Consider the following 18,786-nt stretch of genomic DNA (forward strand, 5'->3'; position numbering starts at 1 on the left):
TCTCCCGGTGTTACGGATGACGCCCACCGATGCCCAAACCTTCTGGATTTCGGAGAAGATCCCGAACGATCAGCTGCTGCTCTACTGTTTCGACGGGCAGAGCCAGCACATGGACGAGCTACGACGCTCGGTGGTCGAAAGAGCGTCGCTCATTCCGGATCTCAATGTTCGGATTCGTGAATCGCCGTGGCACCTCGACTATCCGGTGTGGGAGCCCATGCCGGTCGACGCCTCCTTGGTGAGAGTGCATGAGCTGCCCGAAAACTCGTGGCTCTCGTGCATTCACGGAATCGAGAAACTACTCGAGAACCACGTCGACCCGCGCGAGTCCCCGTGGACGCTGCACCTGTTTCACGGCGTCACCGGCGTGCCGCGCTGCAGTGGCCCGGCGCTGATCGCAGTTCTGCAGGTCGCTCATTCTCTGGCGGACGGCAAACGCGCGTCGGCGATTGCTCGCCAACTGTTCTCGCCGCAACCGCCCGCGAAGCAGAAGACGGACGTGCGGCGTAGCGGATCAGCCGAGATTCTGGGCCGCGCCGCCCTGCGCCTTCCGGGCCAACTCGTTTCGCTGTTCCGCGACGGCCGGGCGGGGCACCGCGCGCAGTTACAGCTGCAGGCGGACACCGAATCGGGAGTTGTTGCGCCGCAGGCGGCGAGCCGTCCGAAGGTGCGCTCGAACATCCCTCCCGGACCGCACCGACTGGTGCGCATGGTCGTGCGGGACAGCGCCGATTTCCGTGGCGACGGCGTATCCGTCACAGTCGGAGCGATGACAGCCATCTCGGTAGCGATGGCGAACTACCTCACCGAGCGAGACGGCTCGGTACCGCCCGAATTGGGAGCTGAGGTGACCATCGCCAAGGCAGGTACACCCACGGCGCGCAATCACTTCCGCAATGCAGGTGTCGGGCTGTTCCCGGAAGTCGATGATCTTCGTGAGCGAGCCCAATTGATCAGGGAGTCGATGGACGAGCGTCGCGCACGTGCGTCCCATCCATCCAGCGCAGCGTCGGATCTCGCGCTGAACGCGGTTCCCGGCCCGCTGGTCCGTTGGGGCGTGCAGCAATACGATTTCACGGCAGTACCCGACGAGGTCACTGGAAACACCGTGGTGTCGAGTGTCGCGCGCGGTGACGCGGATCTGGTGCTCGGAGGCGGCGTCGTTCGGTTCACAGCGGGCTTCCCGAGTTTGTCGCCGGTCATGTCGTTGACCCACGGCGTACACGGGATCGGGGACACTGTGACGATCAGCATCACCAGCAGTCCGGCCTCGATTCCGGACATCGATGTGTACGAGCAGATGATGCACGACGCGATCGACGAGGTGCGCGAAGCGCTGTCGTGACGGCCTGATGTACTGGCTGCATGGGATTCACGCGCGCCGAACTGGAATCGTTCCGAGACGCCGAGATCGAGGATCTGATCGGGCCGGATTGCCGGCTGTTGTTCGTCGGTATCAATCCGGGACTGTGGACGGCGGCGACCGGCGCGCATTTCGCCAGACCGGGTAATCGGTTCTATCCGGCACTGCTGCGGGCAGGCATAATCGAGCATGCGATCGATCCTTCCGCGGGTATGTCGGACGCTGACACACAGCATCTGATCGATCGGGGAGTGGGCATCACCAATTTGGCGGTGCGGGCAACTGCGCGCGCCGATGAATTGACGTCGGAGGAACTCGCAACTGGCGGAGTTCGGGTCCGAAACATCGTGCGCGCAACCAATCCAGTAGTCGTTGCCTTCGCCGGGATCACCGCCTATCGAACAGCTTTCGGTGACAAGAAGGCGAAGGCCGGGCGTCAGGACCGTGATTTCGAGGGGGCAAAACTGTGGATCGTGCCCAATCCCAGTGGTCTCAACGCACACGAGACGGTGGACACCTTGGCAGCGAAATATCGTTCCGCCGCATCCGAAGCCGGAATTCTCTGAGAGAAGTCGCAGTTCCGTTCGGCCAGAACAAGGTACAAGTTAAAGTGCTTGTATGTCTGTTCTATACAACGTCTTTGTAGTGATTCACCTACTCGGCATGGCTGCCCTGGTCGGTAGCTACTTCACCGTCCTCAAGGCTCCTTCGATCACCGAGGTCATGGTGTGGGGTGCCAGGATGCAGTTCGTGTCCGGCCTGATCATCGTCGGGTTGGGCGAAGGCGCCCTGGACAAGAACTACATTCACGCGAAGATCGCTGTGAAGCTGGTGCTTTCGCTGGTCATCGTGGCGCTTGCCGAGATCACCCGGGCGAAGCAGAAGAAGGGCCAGCCCAATCCGAATCTGGTACACGTCGTCGGCGGGTTGTCGATCGTGACCGTATTCGTGGCCGCGCTCTGGACCTGACAAAGACACAAAAGAGCCCCGGCGATCGAAACTCGCCGGGGCTCTTTGCTGTTGACGTGTCTACAGACCCGGGCGCTTGCCGATCGTCAGGGTCACTTCACCGGTGTGCGCAAAGAAGTCGTTGCCCTTGTCGTCGACGACGATGAAGGCGGGGAAGTCCTCGACGTCGATCTTCCAGACGGCTTCCATTCCCAGTTCGGCGTACTCGAGGATGTCGACCTTCTTGATGCAGTCGAGCGCCAGGCGAGCGGCCGGTCCACCGATCGACCCGAGGTAGAAACCGCCGTGCGAGTTGCAGGCGTCGGTGACCTGCTTGGAGCGGTTTCCCTTGGCCAGCATGATCATCGAGCCACCGGCGGCCTGGAACTGCTCGACGTACGAGTCCATACGGCCGGCCGTGGTCGGGCCGAACGAACCGGACGCCATGCCGTCGGGCGTCTTGGCGGGGCCGGCGTAGTACACCGGGTGATCCTTGAGGTACTGCGGCATCTCTTCGCCTGCGTCGAGGCGTTCCTTGATCTTGGCGTGCGCGATGTCGCGTGCCACGACGAGCGGACCGGTCAAGGAGAGACGAGTCTTCACCGGGTGCTTGGAGAGCTCGGCGAGGATCTCCGACATCGGCTTGGTCAGATCGATCTTGACCGCAGCGCCCTTGCCGGTACCCGAAATGCCATCCGTCTCTTCGTCGAGCTGAGCGTCCGTGACCTCGGGCAGGAAACGGCCCGGGTTGAATTCGAGCTGTTCCAGGAACACGCCCTCCGGGGTGATCTTGGCCTTCGCCTGTCGATCTGCCGAGCAGGACACCGCAATGGCGACGGGCAACGAAGCGCCGTGGCGGGGGAGTCGGACGACGCGGACGTCGTGGCAGAAGTACTTGCCGCCGAACTGTGCTCCGATACCGATCTTCTGCGTCAGCTCGAAAACCTTCTTCTCGAGCTCGTGATCGCGGAAGCCGCGACCCGTGATGGCGCCTTCGGTGGGCAATTCGTCGAGATAGTGCGCCGACGCGTACTTCGCCGTCTTCATCGCGAACTCGGCCGAAGTACCGCCGACGACGATTGCAAGGTGGTAGGGCGGGCAGGCTGCGGTGCCGAGTGAGCGGATCTTCGCCTCGAGGAACTGCATCATCGAGTCGGGATTGAGGATCGCTTTGGTTTCCTGGTACAGGTAGGACTTGTTGGCGCTTCCGCCGCCCTTGGCCATGAAGAGGAACTTGTACGAGTTCTCATGTCCGGCAGCAGTATCGGCGTACAGCTCGATCTGCGCGGGCAAGTTGTTGCCGGTGTTCTTCTCGTCCCACATCGTGATGGGGGCGTTCTGCGAGTAGCGCAGGTTCAGACGCGTGTAGGCGTCGTAGACACCGCGGGCAATGGACTTCTCGTCGTCGCCGGGGGTGAGCACATGCTGTCCACGCTTGCCCATGACGATGGCGGTTCCGGTGTCCTGGCACATCGGCAGAACGCCGGCAGCGGCGATATTGGCGTTCTTGAGCAGATCGAGCGCGACGAACTTGTCGTTGTTCGACGCTTCGGGATCGTCGAGGATGCTCGCGAGCTGCGTCAGGTGATCCGTGCGCAGGTAATGAGAGATGTCGTGCAGCGCCGTTTCGGTCAGCAAGCGCATCGCTTCTGGCTCGACCTGCAGGAAGGTGCGGCCGTCCGGTCCCTCGACTGTCGACACCCCTTCGGTGGTGAGCAATCGGTACTCGGTGGTGTCATCACCGATCGGCAACAGGTCCTCATAGAGGAAGTCGGCCATCATCTCTCCTGAACAAGGGTGCGTGCGAAGGTCGCATTCAGGTTATCGTTGGGGGTTTCCTTCTCCGAATCGGGGCGGGTGTGAGCTGGAATTATCCGGATGCCACTGGCTCGATCAAGATACTTCGACCAGTTCGGAGAGCTCGACGCCGCGAAATTCGGCAAGTATTTCGGCCTGCTCGGCCACTGCTGCGCGGGCCGATCGTGACCACGTTCCCCACGGGGTGATCGCGACCTTCAGCGTCTTTCCGGATGCTCGTGGTCGCCACAATCCGGTGATCGTGCCACCGACTACCACCGTGCCCGGTCGCCCGAGGGTCGGCCACACCGTCTTCTGGGCGGTCGGATCGGGAACCAGGGTCTCCCGATCCTTGAGCTGTACATACGGATCGAAAGGCCCGAGCAAGCGCGTATTTGAATCGGTGGGGGAGCCGAACAAGTCTTCGCGGTCCTGTTCGAGAATCCACCGCTTCTCGCCGTTCACCTCGATCTCCTCGGCATCGATTGGCCAGTGGGCTTTGACGTCCCTGACCGGAGCATCGAGAAACGACGCGACGTGAGCAGGTGTCGCGGGGCCGTAGAACCGCAGATAACCCCGGATCACGTCGAAGCGGGAATCTGCGTCTGCGCCCGTGGCGCTGAATGGGCGTCGGCGCCAACCCGGAATGCGTTCGAGCACTGGGGGAGATGTGTCCGGCTGTAGCTCGAGGCCTGCCTGGAGTGCCGCGAGCCGGAACGGCATCTCGTACAGATGAGTGGCGTTGCACGGGCGGCAGAATCTCAGATAGGGCTCGGTCACTCGGTTGGTCAACTGCGCGGACATCTCGCCCTTGACGGTTGGTTTCGAGACGATGTCCCGCATCGCAGCAGCAACTGTTTGCAGGGCAGTCAGCGTCGGGATGCCGGCGGCCTTCAGGGGCCGATTCGCGTCGTAAATGCGCTTGGCTGCATCGGCTTCGCTGAACGGCGACGTGGCGACGGCGATGGCAGGCAGGTCGCCCCGACGGTAATAGTGGGGAGCTCCGCGCAACGTCCAGGCAAGAGCGAGCTCAGTGGCGTCGCCGCGGACGCCGCGGATCCGCAGGGCCCAGGCGGCTCCGTCAGGTCCGGTGTTCTGAATCCCGAGATCGAGAATGCTGCAATCGCTGTGATTGGCGTCACCGGCAACCGCTCGGTCGAGTTGATGGCGGTGCCACCGGAAATTAGCTACCTGCGTGAGTGAGGTTGCGCTAGACATGATTTCAGTTTACTGGTGGGTAACCGCAGGATTTGGGGCGGTTGATCAATGCGGCGACAGAATTGGTCAAATTCGACCGATTGGCCGGAATTTTTTCAGTAGCAGGCCTTATTAGTCGAAATAATGACCCCATTGTCGGAATCCTTTGCCAACTGGTCGTTCGTATGATTACTGTTACCCACGTCACGGATACATTACAGATGTGACGCAGCTGTCACAGCACTGTCGGGTGCTTTTTGGCAGCTGACCTCTGACTTCTCTAGGAGATTCACATGGGTTCACTGATGTCGATCGTCGAACTTGCACTCAAGGGCATGGGCTCGCTTGGTGCCGGCGACCAGTTGTTCGAAACCTTCATCGGTTCGGTTCAGACGAACACGGGCAGCCTCAAGCCGCTCCTCTGATCCCGCTCGCCGGAATCGGACCGTTCGACCTCAAAATTCCGCTCGGGTGACCGAGACCTAAACAACTGTAGGAGTTTTCATGGGATCCTTCGAAATCGTGGGGAACGTCATCACGGCTGTCAACAACGTCGGCACCGCATTCTTCAATTCGCTGACCGAGCTCAGCGGCGGCACGGTTAAGCCTAAGTAAGCGTCGTCTGACGAGAAAGGCTCACGCACTCGGTGCGTGAGCCTTTCCGTGTCGACCGGATCGAGTTTTTCCGATCACGTCGGGTTTGCCTGTTTCAGGCGGTACCGTTCGAAAGGTTCCGCTGCGGAAGAGAGTGACCCGGATGATCGAGACTCGTGCGTTACGAACGGTTTTCCGTGTCTTCGTGGCGTTGGCCACGGCAGTGTGTGGGTTCCAGCTCCTCGCCGCACCAGGTCACGCTCAGTCGGCGGACAGCAGGCTGGTCGACATCTCGGTGCACTCACCGTCGATGGGGCGCGACATTCCGTTGCAGGTCTTGCGGCCGGCTGATACTTCGACGCCTGCTCCGACGCTCTACCTACTCAACGGAGTAGACGGAGGAAAAGACGACGCGACGTGGTCGGTGCGGACCGACGCACCGAAGTTCTTCGCGGACAAGCATGTCAACGTGGTCACCCCTCTCAGTGGAGCATTCAGCTATTACACCGATTGGGAGCGGCCGGACCCCGGCCTCGCGAAATCCGGCAACAACAACGGGGTCAACATGTGGACCACGTTCCTGACGGAAGAACTACCGCCAGTCATTGATTCGACGTTCGGGACGACCGGCGAGAACGCACTGGCAGGCCTGTCGATGGCAGGCACGTCGGTACTGGATCTGGCTATGGCGGCGCCCGCGCTGTACAACAGTGTCGGGTCCTTCAGCGGGTGCGCGATGACGAGTCCGGGCATCGGGCAGAACTTCGTGAAACTCGTGGTCGCCGTGGGTGGGGGTGACGCGGAAAACATGTGGGGTCCGTACGATGGTCCGGGTTGGCCGGCTCACGATCCGGTTGTCAACGCGGACAAGCTACCTCGAATCCCGATGTACATCACAACCGCAACCGGAATTCCGGGTCCGTACGACACACTTGCCGATCCGCGGATCGGCAACGACGTCACAGATTTGGCGTTGCAGCTTGTTCTCGGTGGCGGAATCGAGGCGGCAACTCACTACTGCACCACCCAGCTTGCGGACAAGACGAACGCATTGGGTATGAACAACATTCGCTACAACTTCAAGCCGGCAGGAACGCATTCATGGGGATACTGGGAAGACGACTTACACGACTCGTGGCCGATGATCGCCGCGTCGCTCGGCCTGTGAGTTCCCGTCGAGCGAGCCTTCGAAGCGTTGTTCTCGTCGGCGCGCTCGCCCTGACTTCACTTCTTGCGCTGCCGTCGACCGCACTCGCCGACGAGACTCCGCAGATAACGAGTGTCACCGAACTGTCTTCGCGCTTGGTGCTTCTCGACGTCGCGAGTCCCGCCATGGGGCGCACCATGGCGGTGAAAGTGCTGCTTCCTGCCGACCGCTCGGAACCGCGCGGGACGCTGTATCTCCTGGACGGCAATTCCGGGCAGATCGAAGAGAACAACTGGTTGGCCCCGGCTAACGGCGATATCGTCCCGTTCTTTGCCGACAAGAATGTGAACGTCGTACTCCCCATCGGTGGAACCGGCACCATGTACACCGATTGGCAGGAAGACCACCCGAAATTCGGTCGTCTGAAGTGGGAGACGTTCCTGACGAAAGAGCTTCCCCCACTGATCGACACGAGGTTCGCCACCAACGGGCACAACGCAATCGGCGGGATCTCGATGGGTGCAGAAGCCGCTCTGATCCTGGCCCAACGCTCGGCCGGGTTGTACGACGCGGTCGCGGGCTACAGCGGCTGCTACACAACCGTCGGAGGATTCGGCAAGGCGTTGACCGATCTCGTGGTCATCAACGGAAATGCCCGTTCGGAGCAGATGTGGGGTCCGGCCGGCAGCGAGGCTTGGCAAGAGCACGACATTTTCGCCAATGCCGACAAGCTGCGCGGCACCAAGGTGTATCTCGCCTCGGGATCGGGACTACCAGGTCCGCACGAAACTCTCGATACTCCTGCCCTGGGCCGGGTACTGGTCGTCGGCGGGGTCATGGAACTGGGATCGAACCTGTGCACCGACCAGATCACTCAGGTGTTGCGTGATCGCGGAGTCGATGTCACCCGCAGCGCTCAGCCGGTGGGGACGCACGGTTGGCCGTACTGGCGCGACGAACTCGTTCGTTCCTGGCCGATGCTCGAATCTGCGTTGTCCGCTTGAGCAGTTCCTGGCGATGAGTTTTCGTTTCGGGTCGGGTCTATAACCCTGTACACCTGTTTCGTAACCTCTCCGACAAGGACAGAACATGCCTTCCATCACTCCCTGTTTGTGGTTCGACAACCAGGCAGAAGAAGCAGCCAACTTCTACATCTCGGTGTTCGGTTCCGGGCAGATACTCGGAATCGAAAGGTACGTCGAGGGATCGCCCTCCGGAATGCCGGCAGGCTCGGTGATGACCGTCAGCTTCGAACTCGGCGGTCAGCGATTCACCGGATTGAACGGCGGGCCGATGTTCACGTTCTCGGAAGCAGTGTCTTTCGAGATTCCGTGCGTCGATCAGGCTGAGGTCGATCACTACTGGTCCAGGCTGACCGAGGGTGGGGAAGAGGGCCCGTGCGGATGGGCCAAGGACAAGTTCGGATTGTCCTGGCAGGTAGTCCCGAATCGCCTTCTCGAACTGATGAAGGATCCGGATCGGGCCAAGGCGCAACGCGCCACGGACGCGATGATGAAGATGAAGAAGATCGACATCGCGGAGCTCGAACGGGCCGCAGACGCGTCCTGAACACGATCTGGCCGATGGGCGACAGCCTTCGTTAGCTGACGCTAGCCTTCCCTAATTCTCGCTGGAGCGTTGGAGGAGTGCTGGTAACCATGCGAATCAAAGTCTCTCGAATGAAGATTGCAGTCACCGCCTTGGCCGCCTCGCTCGCCGTCGCCGGACTTGCCGGCTGCAGCAGCGACAGCGCTGACGCACCCGCGGAGGCGGGAGCAACCGTCTCGACCATGTTCGGCGACGTCGAGGTCCCGGCCAACCCGCAGCGCGTCGTCGCGCTCGGTTGGTCGGACGCCGAGACGGCACTTGCCCTCGGAACACAGCCGGTCGGTGTCGCGGACTGGATGGCGTTCGGTGGCAAGGGCGTCGGACCCTGGATTGCGGACGAGTTCACCACGGACCCGAAGATCCTCGGAACGATGGACTTGAGCGTCGAAGACGTCATCGCGCTCGAACCGGACCTCATTCTGTGGACGCGAAGCGACAACACGCAGGCCACCTACGACAAGCTCAGTGCCATCGCGCCGACGGTCGGGCCGCCTCCAGGTCTCGCCACGGCCTACGGGACGACGGTCGAGCAGCAGACCGAACTCGTCGCGAAGGCTCTCGGCAAGGAAGCAGAAGGAAAGGCGCTACTGTCCGGCCTCAACGCCAAGTTCGACGCTGCAATTGCCGCCAATCCGAGCTTTGCGGGTAAGACAACGGCCGTCGGCGCCTACAGTTCCGATGGTTACGGCGCGTACGTACCCGGCGACGCACGCGCAGACTTCATGACCCGCCTCGGCTTCACGATCCCGACGGCGATCACCGAAAAAGCCACCGGAAACTTCTACATCCCGGTCGCCAACGAGAACCTGAACCTGTTCGACGCGGATCTCACGGTGCTGTTTCCGATCTTCCTCGACAGCAGTGCGTTTGCGAACGATCCGCTACTGCGCGCAATCCCGTCGGCTCAGGAGGGACATCTGTTGATCCTCGATGACCCGGCACTCGTCAATGCGTTCTCGAGTGGCTCGGTACCGGGGTTGACCTACGCAATCGACAACGCCGTTCCGAAGTTTGCGAGCACGCTCGGCGCCTGATCAGAGCTGTTTCGGGACCTGCCCGTCACTGTGAGCGTGTTCGCAAACAGTGGCGGGCAGTTCTCGTGCGCCGGTACACTGGACAAAGTGAACTTTCAGCTAACGAGCGGCGGCCCAGTGGAGATCGAAGCGACCGCTCCTCGTTTTCCGCGGATGCATGCATACGTGGATATCGCTGTTGTGATCGTGGTGCTGGTGGGAACCAATCTGATCGCGCATTTCACCACCGCCTGGGCAAGCATCGCGACGGTACCCATCTCTGCTCTCGTCCTGTTGGCGCTCACCAAGCGCCGGGGAATGGGTTGGGCGGAATTGGGGCTGTCCCCTCGCGATCTCCGACGGGGTTCGAAGTACGCCCTTGCCGCCGTCGGCCTGGTCCTGACCGTTGTCGCCGTCGGCGCGTTGCTTCCGCTCACACGCCCCTTCTTCATGGCGGATCGCTACGCCACAATTTCCGGCGCGATCGTCGCGTCGATGATCGTGATCCCGCTGCAGACCGTCATTCCCGAAGAGTTGGCTTTCCGTGGCGTCCTGCACGGCACGTTGAACCGGGTCAGTGGATTCCGCGGCGTCGCCGCTGCCGGTTCTCTGATGTTCGGACTGTGGCACATCGCGTCGTCGATGGGTTTGACCAGTGGTAACGAAGGGCTGTCCGGCTTTCTCGGTACCGGAGTCGTCGGCCAGGTCGCCGGCATCCTCGGAGCTGTTCTCGCCACCGCTGCGGCCGGTCTCGTATTCACCTGGCTTCGTCATCGCAGCGGCAGCCTCATTGCGCCGATTGCTCTGCATTGGTCGTTGAACGGTGCAGGTGCGCTGGCTGCGGCTCTTGTTTGGCATGCAACTCTTGCTTGATCCCAATATCTGACAAAAAGGACAGCATTCGCCGCGCGGCGCCGGGTAGTTTTGTGCTTTGCTCAGTAAGTGACGCACCTTCATCGAGGCCATGTCTTCCACATCTCCGGTCGTCCGACGGTAGAGGATGCGGCGCAGTCGCTCGTCTCGATCCCCGACGGCGTCTTGGCGATCGACGATGCCGGAACGATCGTCTACTGCGGAGAATTCGAATCGCTCCCCGGAGACCTCGCGGGCGGCGAAATTCACGACCACCGACCGGGTTTCCTGCTGCCCGGATTCGTCGATGCACACATTCATTTCCCGCAGACCTACGCCGGCGACGCCTACGGTGGCGGCCAACTCCTCGAGTGGCTCGACCTGTGCGTCTTTCCCTCCGAATCGAGATTCGCTGATCCGGAATTCGCCCAGCACGCTGCCGAGGCCTTCTGCGCTCGCCGAATCGCCACGGGAACCACGGCCGCGATGGTGTTCGGATCGGCCTTCCCGCACGCGCAGGACGCCCTGTTCTCGGAAACTCTGGAACGCGGCCTTCGAGTGGTCAGCGGACGCGGGATTCAGACCACCGGCCCGGCCTCCGCCGCTGCACTGATCACCTCGGAAGAGGACGCGATCAGACTCACCCGCGAGGAGATCGACAAGTGGCACGCGGCCGACACCGGCGACGTGAACACTGCGCTCATTCACGTCGCAGTGGTTCCCCGCTTCTCTCTCGCGGTGACAACACGGACGCTGAAGGACTTGGGGGAGTTGTACGACTCCGTCCGTGACCGGGGCGTCTACTTCCACAGTCATCTCAACGAGAACAATCGGCCCGGAACCGGCGAGGTGGCGACCACACTCGCCGAGTACGAGGTCGAGACCTATCTCGACACGTACGACGGCAAGTTCCTCCCCGGCTCACAGGTCGGCGGAAAGAGCTTCCTGGGTCCACGCGCGATACTCGCGCACTCGGTGCACTGCCAGGACTCCGAACTCGCACGAATGGCCGAGACCGGAACCTCGATCGCACATTGCCCTACTTCCCAGCAGTTTCTCGGCTCCGGCACCATGCCGTGGAAACGAACCGTTGCGTCAGGGGTCAACATCGCGATCGGATCGGACTTCGGTGGCGGCGACGAGTGCCTGCTCACCCGAGTCCTCGGCGACGCCTTCAAGGTTCACATCTCCGAAGCCGGCGACGACGGAGTGTCGATGCACCCTGCCGAACTGCTGTTCACCGGAACACTCGCCGGTGCTCGCGCGCTGGACATGGAGAACCGGATCGGCAACTTCGACGAGGGCAAAGAGGCCGACTTCCTGGTGATCGATCCGTCCGGGTGGCCGCCGCTCGCCGGGCTCGTCAACTACGGAACGCGTTCGGATGATCCGATACTCGCCCGCGACCAGACGCTCTTCGGGCTCCTGATGGCGATGCGCGAGCCCGCGATTGCGCACGTGTACGTGCAAGGGCGCCGGATATCGGGCTGACGTGTCCGCAACTGCCATCACCGGGTACCACCGAACGAGTTCGGGATTCCGGGCGTGGGTCGAGCGTGCGGCCGAGACCGCCGGTCGATTCGACGGCTACCTGAGCTGTGGCATCAGTGATCAACCGGAACCGGTGTCGCACGGCGTGTCCGTCACGTTCGACAGTGCCGACGATCTTCATCGTTGGCTGGAGTCGACTGATCGCCGCGATCTCGAAAGATCAGCTGCTGCAACGGGAATTCTGGCGCAGACGAGTGATCTCGTTCTGATCGACGGCGTGCTGCCGCCGCCCGGTATCGGTGTGTACGACCACGCCGTCGTCGTGGGTAAGGAGAACGAGTTTCTGCGAACGCAACGACACCTCATCGATCTCAGTTCGCGATTCTCCGGCTACGAGTCGGTGATGTTGTTGCGGTCGGTCACCGACTCCACCCAGTGGAAGTCCGTCCTTCGGTTTCGGACAGAGCAGCAGTTGGCGGTGTGGATGGCGTCGCCCGAGAGGGCCGCAGCACTACCGAAACTGCGGGCCGAGTTGGCCGAGGACTTCACCGAGACCACGCGGTCGACACCGTTCGGCACCATTCTGCGTACGGAGAACGGGCAGACTCGCGCGACGCCGAATTGGAAGACGGCGATGATCATCCTGCTCGTCCTCTATCCGACGGTGATGACGCTGTCGAGGTTTCTCGGGCCGCTGCTCGACGGGATCGGAGCGCCGCCGTGGCTGTCGATGTGGTTGAGCCAGATAGTCAGCGTCGGCGCCATGACGTGGTTCCTGATGCCGACGGTCACGAGATGGTTCCGTCATTGGCTGGACCCGGTCGACGGCGCCGTTCCCCGCACCAACTGGCGCGGTGGCGCAGCGGTAATTGCGGTGTACGTCGTGACTCTGACGCTCTTCGCCTCCGTGAAGTGGCTGCAGTTCTGGGACTACTTCGACTGAATCCGGCCTCGGCGGAAGTAGGTGAGCGGTCCGAAGAAGTTGACGAAGATGATCGCCGCCCACTTCTTCTTGCTGCCGTTGACCGTATCGGCAGGGCGTCGCGCCAGGTCGGTCCACGCTGCGATCGCCAACAGGGACTGAATCGTTGCGAGCAGGGAGACGACGCGGCGCTGCGCGGGTGACAGCTCACTCCAGGATTTCTTTTTTGTGAGGTTCATGAACTCCACTGTGCCCTCGAACGTCCAATCGGTGTCGAGATCCGGTTGTTATCGGTGCCGGGAGTTCCTCAAATCAGTGTGAATAGCGTCACCATGACGACCGATAGGTACTGTCTCGCGGGCCGTCGGGACGGTCGTTTTCGGCGTAAAGATCTCGCTAACTCGAACTGTGGCTGAATGTTTGCGCCCGCACTAAGCTCGCGTGGCTCATTGCCGCGGGGGATTTGGCCAATCTGCTGGTACGCCCTCTATCGGGAGCAACACCCATCCTGTTAAGTAAGGCTTGCCAATCTTGTGGTCGCCCTACAGGTTTGATGCTGTGCGGTAGCTGCTATCGGGAACGATGTTCGGAATACGTCAATAAATCGTCCTTAGGTGACAGTTTGATCACTGCCGGTGGGTGTTACCTGTGTGTATGTCCGCGCCCCGAAGGGGTCGAAATGTAACGTCCCGGACACATTTGGTGTCGCGGAAGTAACGGAAGGCCTCTACTCTTATCGCCAGCAGCCACTCACGTGGCGGCAATCCTCTGGACCGTATCTTCGACAGGAGCACATCGCATGAGCAGCGCAGAATTCTCGGATGCCTTCACCTTCCTCAACGACTTCTTCAGCAACGCGTCTGATCTCTTCAGCGCTCTGAGCTTCTTCACCTCGCTCAGCTGATAGCTTCCGGCCGCTAGGCCGACTCAGTGGCCCCCGAAGGCGATGCCTTCGGGGGCCACTGTTGTCTGTCAGGCGTCCAAATTTGGTGACAATGTGAGCATTGTTGACCAAGTGCATGGCGGGGTTGATGTGACTGTGGTGGAATGCGAGCGAAAGAAGATAGCTTGCCTGCCCGCCACTTCGAGCGGGACACGCCGATGATCGGAGCTTTGTGCACGTCTCGCGAAGAAACCTCTTCAAGTACGCAGCGGCTGGATCGGCGGCTGCCGGACTCGCTGCATTGAGCGGTACGACGTCGGTGGCCAATGCCGGTTCGCTCGGGACCCTGCTCGATTACGCCGCCGGTGTGCCGTCCGCTCAGGCAATCAAGGCCGCCGGGTATGCGGGCGCCATTCGATACGTCTCGGACAGGCGCCCGGGCGCCGATTGGATGGTCGGCAAGCCCGTACTGGCGCGGGAAACCGACGCGTTGACCGCGGCCGGACTTCAAGTCGTTTCTTGCTATCAATTCGGCAAGGGCGGAACGGCGGACTGGCGCGGGGCCCGCGAAGCGGGCAAGCGTCATGCTGCCCGTGGCCTCGAACTACATGCGGCGGCTGGTGGGCCGTCCGGTCGGCCGATCTACGCGTCGATCGACGACAACCCGACCACTACTGAAATCACTACGCTGATCACGCCGTACCTCGAGGGGTGGGCCTCGGTTGTCGGCAACGGAGCGCTCGGCGTCTACGGAAACACTCGCGTGATCGACGCAATGATCAGTGCCGGCGTCGGAACCTGGTTCTGGCAGCACAATTGGGGCTCGCCCGCAGGGTATGTGCACCCGCGGGCAAACCTGCATCAGTTCGAGATCGACAAGCGCAAGGTCGACGGCGTCGGCGTGGATCTGAACTCGATCCTCACTCGGGACTACGGGCAGTGGTCGTTGGCCGGTGCGGTCGGTCCGGCTCAGCCGGTCGGATCCTCGTTGCCGACAGGATCTATCGCACCATAGCGCCGAATTTGGCGAGCCAGGCCTTGGCGTCGTCGGGGAGGGTGCCCGCCGCTTCCGCGGCGAGGCACCATGCTTTTGCCATCGACAGGAAGTTCATCGGGTTGTAGGCGTCTTCCTCGCGAGACCACAGTCCGTTGCCGGCGTAATGCAGGATCGTGATGTTGGCGGCTCCGTGCTTGGATCCGTCACCCGGATCCTCCATCGGGTTGTCGATCTCGCACACGATCCATCCGCGCTGCTCGTCGACCACGAACCAGTTGGCCGGGAATTCGGTCATGCGGTGCCCCGGGAACTCCGTCATCGTGCGAGTGACCCACTTGCGTACGGCCTCTCGGCCATTGAGGGTGCCGAAAGCGTGTTCCACGTAGACGACGTCCTCGGTGAACATGTCCGCGAAGGCGTTCCAATCGCCGGAACGAGTGCACTCGACAACGGTGTTCTGGTAACCCGCGAAGGCGTCTTCGAGTTCGGTGCGTGTCCAGGTCATGAAAGGCTCCTCGGGTAGTCGTCGCCTCAAATTAGAACACGTTGCAGAATTGATTGTCGGCGATTCGATGGAGAAGAGTTCTGCGGTACCGTCGTTGTCGGGTCGGGGACCCGTTATGTGAGAGGGCACCACGTGGATATCATCATCAATTTCATCTACACACTTCTGTCGAAGTTGCAGACGGGCAGCATCGAAGGCTCTTCGGAGAAGTGAGTCCTCCGCCGGGTTGATTCCCTTACGAGACTTTCTGTTTGGGAATCAACCCGGCGAACACCATCGTCACGACGGCGGCGGCGATGGAGATCAGGAACGTGGCACGAAACGCCTCGAACGAGGGGATCACTGCGGTGCCGACGGTAATGGTCATTCCGGCCAGGACGACGCTCACGATCGCGGCAGACGTCGACGTGCCGATCGATCGCATCAGTGAGTTCAGTCCGTTCGCGGCTGCAGATTCCGTGATGGGGACTGCGCCCATGATCAAGGCCGGCATGGCCGAGTACGAGAGCCCGACGCCCGCTCCGATGAACATTCCGGCCACCGCGACCTGCCAGACGCTCGACACCGTGAAATATGCGAAGGCGTAACCCAATCCGATGACGAGGGCGCCGAGCATCAGCGTGATTCGTGGGCCACGCCACGCCGAAATTCGAGCGGAGACGGGCGAGAGCGCCATCATGACGAGTCCGCCGGGGGCCAGTGCGAGTCCCGCTGCAACCATGGACAGTCCGAGTCCGTAACCGGTGGACGTCGGTGCCATGAGCAGTTGGGGGAGCGTCAGAGAATTGCCGTACATGGCAAAACCGACGGCGATCGACGCGAAGTTGGTGAAGAGAACTTGCGGCCGGGCCGATACGCGGAGGTCCACCAGCGGTGCGTTGCGTCGAAGTTCCCACCATCCCCACATCAGGAAGCTGAGCGCGGAAACCGCAAGGAGCCCCAGGGTTTTCGCGTCGCTCCATCCCCAGGTTCCGCCCTTGGTGATGGGGAGTAACAGGGTGATCAGACCAACGGTGAGGCCGAGCGCACCGACGAAGTCGAAACGTCCCGGGCGTCGTACGGTCGATTCGGGAATGACGAACGCAACCAGTGCGATGCAGATCAGCCCGAACACTGCCGATGTGACGAAGAGGAAGTGCCAGTTGGCATTCTGGGCGATCACCGCGGCGATCGGCAGTCCGATCGCACCGCCGACGCCGAGGGTGGCGCTCATGACCGCCATCGCGCCGGCCACTTTCTTCGGTGGAAGAACGTCACGAATGATGGCTATGCCCAATGGAATTGCCCCGACCGATGCTCCTTGAAGTGCACGGCCGACAACGAGCACGATCAGTGATGGTGCGATCGCGCAGATGGCCGAGCCCAGAACGACCATCGCGAGACTGACCAGCAGCATTCGTTTCTTGCCGAACATGTCGCCGAGGCGCCCGCTGATCGGCGTGATCACCGCGGCGGCGAGGAGTGTTGCGGTGACCGCCCACGAGGTGTCGGCGGGAGTGGAGTTCAACAGGTGCGGCAATTGCGGAATGATGGGGACTACCAGCGTCTGCATCAAGGCGACGACGATTCCGCACAGTCCTAGAACGGTGAGCACTGGACCCGAGGATGCGTAGTTCGTGTCGGGGATTTTCTCGTCGACATTGGACGACCCTGCGTGAACGGACATGCGGCTCCCGCCATGGCGTGTTCTGATTGGTGCGTTCGCCCCAGTGTGCACGCTACACATCGTGTGTAGTCTGCACAATATGAGGATGGACCGGGACCCTGATCTGGTGAATATCGAGTACGAGTTGACTCTGCTCTCGCGTTACCACGCGCTCGCACAACGGGCCGAACTTCATCTGGACCGGTCGGCGTATCTACTGCTCGGTCGACTGGAATTGCAACATCCCATGAGCCTCAAGGAGCTCTCCTGCGCTTTCTCGCTCGACATCTCCACCATCAACCGGCAGATCGGCGCGCTGAGGCGTCAGGGCTTGGTGGAGCGAGTGGAGGATCCGGACGGAGGGCTCGCGCGAAAGGTCCGGCCGACGGCGCAGGGGCTGTCGAAACTTCGTGCTGATCGCGAACATTCGACAGCCGGTGTCGAAAAGGTCCTCCGCGAGTGGACGCCGGAGCAGCGTCTCGCGCTCGGTGACCTACTGCGGCAATTCAATACCTCGGTCGAAGCGCTGGAAGGCCGCGAATGGCCGCGACCGAATCAGGTCTGAGAGTGCGAGACGGATCGTAGTGAGCGGTCCGGATCGCTCGAATCCGATTCCGGCGCAATGACAACAAGTTTCGGGTGTTCTTCGGGGGCTGCATGATTTCCACGCCAGGAGAGCAGTGACCAACGTGAGAGACCGGACAGCGCGGACCCGAGACTGGCGAACGAGCCCGAACTCAGGACCGACGCCGTAGACCCGATGCTTCCGATCGAAAGAAAAGAGCCGACGCTACCGATCGACAGGATCGAGTACGCCGATCCGATCGAGAGAATGGACCCCTCGGATCGGATGGACAGTATCGATCGCGTCGACTTGTGTGACCGTATCGACTGGTCTGGGCCGGATTTCTTCTCTGGACGACCGTGCGTGATGTCCACTCGTAGATGTCCCATCTATCGGGTCTATCACGGTGATCGGAGATGCAAAAGGGACCCACCGAAATTCGGTGGGTCCCTTTCACAAGACTTCGATCAAGCTACCGCGAACATGCCCACAGTCGGAAGGAAGCTGCAGGTGATGCGATCTGCGCCTTCCGGCTGGGTGGTCAGCGAACCGCTGATTACCGAGAGAACGCGTCCGGGGCCGGTATCGGCGATAGCCGACAGAGTGGCTGGGCCGTCCGGGTTGATGCGTGCGGCGTTGGTCAAGTTCTGGGTGGCGCTGCGCTGGTTGTCGATGTTGACCCAGGTGACGGTCATCGGCACCGGCTGGTCGTCGACGGCGGGAGCCGTACCGAGAGCGGTGAAGACGAATCCGGCCTGACCGGCAGCGGGGCCGGGAGGAGGCAGGTGAGCCGGGCCGGGAACGGCAAGTGCGGTTCCGACCGAATCGGCGGTGGCCGAGATGCAGCCCTTGCCAAGCGTCGGGTAGAGGAACTGCGCGATGACGGGGGCGTTCTCGTCCGGGATCGCCGGTCCGCCGCCGCCGCTGCCGTCGAGGAAGGTGATGACCTTCTCGAGGGTGGCCTTGATCTCGGGCGGAATGCCGGGGGAGTTCAGGATCGCGCGAGCCTGGTCGAGCAACGCTTGCTGCGGTCCGCCTGCAACATCGGCCGGACCTGCGGCGGCGCCGATGATGGCGGGCGCAAACGATGCGAGGAACTCGATCGGCACACTTTCGGGTGCGGGCGGTGCTGCCGGATCGGCCATTGCCTGTGCCGGCAATGCCAGTCCTGCTACTGCGGCAATAGCGACGGCGGTGAACGCCTTTCGCATACCTCGGGTTCGAAGCACTGTTTCCCCATCCTTAGTCATACCGCGCGG

20 protein-coding genes are annotated in these 18,786 nt (G+C 61.8%); 13 read left to right on the forward strand and 7 right to left on the reverse strand.

The genetic code is table 11. The features are described 5' to 3' along the window. Nucleotides 1–16 precede the first annotated feature (16 nt). From YH3_RS21125 to YH3_RS21135, 3 genes are read left to right on the forward strand one after another with little or no spacing between them, the layout of a single operon-like run. Nucleotides 17–1,345, forward strand: a complete 1,329-nt coding sequence (locus YH3_RS21125) for a WS/DGAT domain-containing protein (protein WP_030536239.1) — start codon at nucleotides 17–19, stop codon at nucleotides 1,343–1,345. 20 nt (nucleotides 1,346–1,365) lie between these two features. Beyond that, entirely contained in the window at nucleotides 1,366–1,929 is a 564-nt protein-coding gene (locus tag YH3_RS21130) for a mismatch-specific DNA-glycosylase (protein WP_003945221.1), read from the forward strand. A 52-nt stretch (nucleotides 1,930–1,981) separates the two neighbouring features. Next, nucleotides 1,982–2,332: a hypothetical protein gene (locus tag YH3_RS21135; RefSeq protein ID WP_003945214.1), complete on the forward strand. Its 351-nt coding sequence runs from the start codon at nucleotides 1,982–1,984 to the stop codon at nucleotides 2,330–2,332. Between the two features lie 60 nt (nucleotides 2,333–2,392). Here the strand turns inward: YH3_RS21135 and YH3_RS21140 are convergent, their stop codons facing one another. Together YH3_RS21140 and YH3_RS21145 are read right to left on the reverse strand one after the other, a co-directional pair. Then, nucleotides 2,393–4,090 carry a fumarate hydratase gene (locus YH3_RS21140; RefSeq protein ID WP_007726313.1) on the reverse strand — a complete coding sequence of 566 codons (1,698 nt, stop codon included), beginning with the start codon at nucleotides 4,088–4,090 and terminating at the stop codon, nucleotides 2,393–2,395. Between the two features lie 114 nt (nucleotides 4,091–4,204). Continuing rightward, the gene (locus YH3_RS21145; protein ID WP_064444020.1) at nucleotides 4,205–5,326 is read right to left on the reverse strand and encodes a winged helix DNA-binding domain-containing protein; all 1,122 of its coding nucleotides are present in this window, start codon (nucleotides 5,324–5,326) and stop codon (nucleotides 4,205–4,207) included. Nucleotides 5,327–5,598: 272 nt separating this feature from the next. Here YH3_RS21145 and YH3_RS37175 point away from each other — a divergent pair, with 272 nt between their 5' ends. The 8 genes from YH3_RS37175 to YH3_RS21180 all read left to right on the forward strand — a co-directional run bounded on the left by YH3_RS37175 (nucleotide 5,599) and on the right by YH3_RS21180 (nucleotide 12,953). Next, nucleotides 5,599–5,730 carry a hypothetical protein gene (locus YH3_RS37175; RefSeq protein WP_003945242.1) on the forward strand — a complete coding sequence of 44 codons (132 nt, stop codon included), beginning with the start codon at nucleotides 5,599–5,601 and terminating at the stop codon, nucleotides 5,728–5,730. Nucleotides 5,731–6,062: 332 nt separating this feature from the next. Continuing rightward, nucleotides 6,063–7,067 (forward strand): alpha/beta hydrolase family protein, encoded by a 1,005-nt coding sequence (locus tag YH3_RS21150; protein WP_064444021.1) that lies wholly within the window; start codon nucleotides 6,063–6,065, stop codon nucleotides 7,065–7,067. Then, the gene (locus YH3_RS21155; protein ID WP_238592671.1) at nucleotides 7,064–8,050 is read left to right on the forward strand and encodes an alpha/beta hydrolase family protein; all 987 of its coding nucleotides are present in this window, start codon (nucleotides 7,064–7,066) and stop codon (nucleotides 8,048–8,050) included. The genes YH3_RS21150 and YH3_RS21155 overlap by 4 nt, the downstream gene beginning before the upstream one ends. A gap of 85 nt (nucleotides 8,051–8,135) precedes the next feature. After that, complete coding sequence (locus YH3_RS21160) at nucleotides 8,136–8,615, forward strand: VOC family protein (RefSeq protein ID WP_007726307.1); 480 nt, start codon at nucleotides 8,136–8,138, stop codon at nucleotides 8,613–8,615. 89 nt (nucleotides 8,616–8,704) lie between these two features. Continuing rightward, entirely contained in the window at nucleotides 8,705–9,688 is a 984-nt protein-coding gene (locus tag YH3_RS21165) for an iron-siderophore ABC transporter substrate-binding protein (RefSeq protein ID WP_064444023.1), read from the forward strand. 153 nt (nucleotides 9,689–9,841) lie between these two features. Beyond that, the gene (locus YH3_RS21170; protein ID WP_051720844.1) at nucleotides 9,842–10,540 is read left to right on the forward strand and encodes a CPBP family intramembrane glutamic endopeptidase; all 699 of its coding nucleotides are present in this window, start codon (nucleotides 9,842–9,844) and stop codon (nucleotides 10,538–10,540) included. Nucleotides 10,541–10,609: 69 nt separating this feature from the next. Beyond that, nucleotides 10,610–12,010: an amidohydrolase family protein gene (locus YH3_RS21175; protein WP_003945240.1), complete on the forward strand. Its 1,401-nt coding sequence runs from the start codon at nucleotides 10,610–10,612 to the stop codon at nucleotides 12,008–12,010. A gap of 1 nt (nucleotide 12,011) precedes the next feature. Next, the gene (locus YH3_RS21180; protein WP_050656023.1) at nucleotides 12,012–12,953 is read left to right on the forward strand and encodes an antibiotic biosynthesis monooxygenase; all 942 of its coding nucleotides are present in this window, start codon (nucleotides 12,012–12,014) and stop codon (nucleotides 12,951–12,953) included. Here YH3_RS21180 and YH3_RS21185 read toward each other — a convergent pair. After that, entirely contained in the window at nucleotides 12,941–13,171 is a 231-nt protein-coding gene (locus YH3_RS21185; protein ID WP_031331074.1) for a PLD nuclease N-terminal domain-containing protein, read from the reverse strand. The two genes, YH3_RS21180 and YH3_RS21185, sit on opposite strands and share 13 nt — an antisense overlap. A gap of 876 nt (nucleotides 13,172–14,047) precedes the next feature. On the opposite strand from YH3_RS21185, the gene YH3_RS21190 reads away from it, so the two are divergent. Then, a complete protein-coding gene (locus YH3_RS21190) occupies nucleotides 14,048–14,830 on the forward strand; it encodes a DUF1906 domain-containing protein (RefSeq protein WP_030536231.1) in 783 nt (260 codons plus the stop codon). Here YH3_RS21190 and YH3_RS21195 read toward each other — a convergent pair. Then, nucleotides 14,817–15,317, reverse strand: coding sequence for a nuclear transport factor 2 family protein (locus tag YH3_RS21195; RefSeq protein WP_007726289.1), 501 nt, complete (start codon nucleotides 15,315–15,317; stop codon nucleotides 14,817–14,819). The genes YH3_RS21190 and YH3_RS21195 overlap by 14 nt on opposite strands. A 235-nt stretch (nucleotides 15,318–15,552) precedes the next feature. Beyond that, nucleotides 15,553–16,983 carry an MFS transporter gene (locus YH3_RS21200; RefSeq protein ID WP_047270338.1) on the reverse strand — a complete coding sequence of 477 codons (1,431 nt, stop codon included), beginning with the start codon at nucleotides 16,981–16,983 and terminating at the stop codon, nucleotides 15,553–15,555. Between the two features lie 85 nt (nucleotides 16,984–17,068). Here YH3_RS21200 and YH3_RS21205 point away from each other — a divergent pair, with 85 nt between their 5' ends. After that, nucleotides 17,069–17,527: a MarR family winged helix-turn-helix transcriptional regulator gene (locus tag YH3_RS21205; protein ID WP_003945257.1), complete on the forward strand. Its 459-nt coding sequence runs from the start codon at nucleotides 17,069–17,071 to the stop codon at nucleotides 17,525–17,527. Here the strand turns inward: YH3_RS21205 and YH3_RS21210 are convergent. Beyond that, nucleotides 17,518–17,916 (reverse strand): hypothetical protein, encoded by a 399-nt coding sequence (locus YH3_RS21210; protein ID WP_042448789.1) that lies wholly within the window; start codon nucleotides 17,914–17,916, stop codon nucleotides 17,518–17,520. The two genes, YH3_RS21205 and YH3_RS21210, sit on opposite strands and share 10 nt — an antisense overlap. A gap of 78 nt (nucleotides 17,917–17,994) precedes the next feature. Beyond that, nucleotides 17,995–18,738 carry a hypothetical protein gene (locus YH3_RS21215; protein ID WP_003945233.1) on the reverse strand — a complete coding sequence of 248 codons (744 nt, stop codon included), beginning with the start codon at nucleotides 18,736–18,738 and terminating at the stop codon, nucleotides 17,995–17,997. Between the last annotated feature and the right edge of the window lie 48 nt (nucleotides 18,739–18,786).

The sequence above is a fragment of the Rhodococcus sp. YH3-3 genome, assembly GCF_001653035.1.
GTDB lineage: Bacteria > Actinomycetota > Actinomycetes > Mycobacteriales > Mycobacteriaceae > Rhodococcus_F > Rhodococcus_F qingshengii.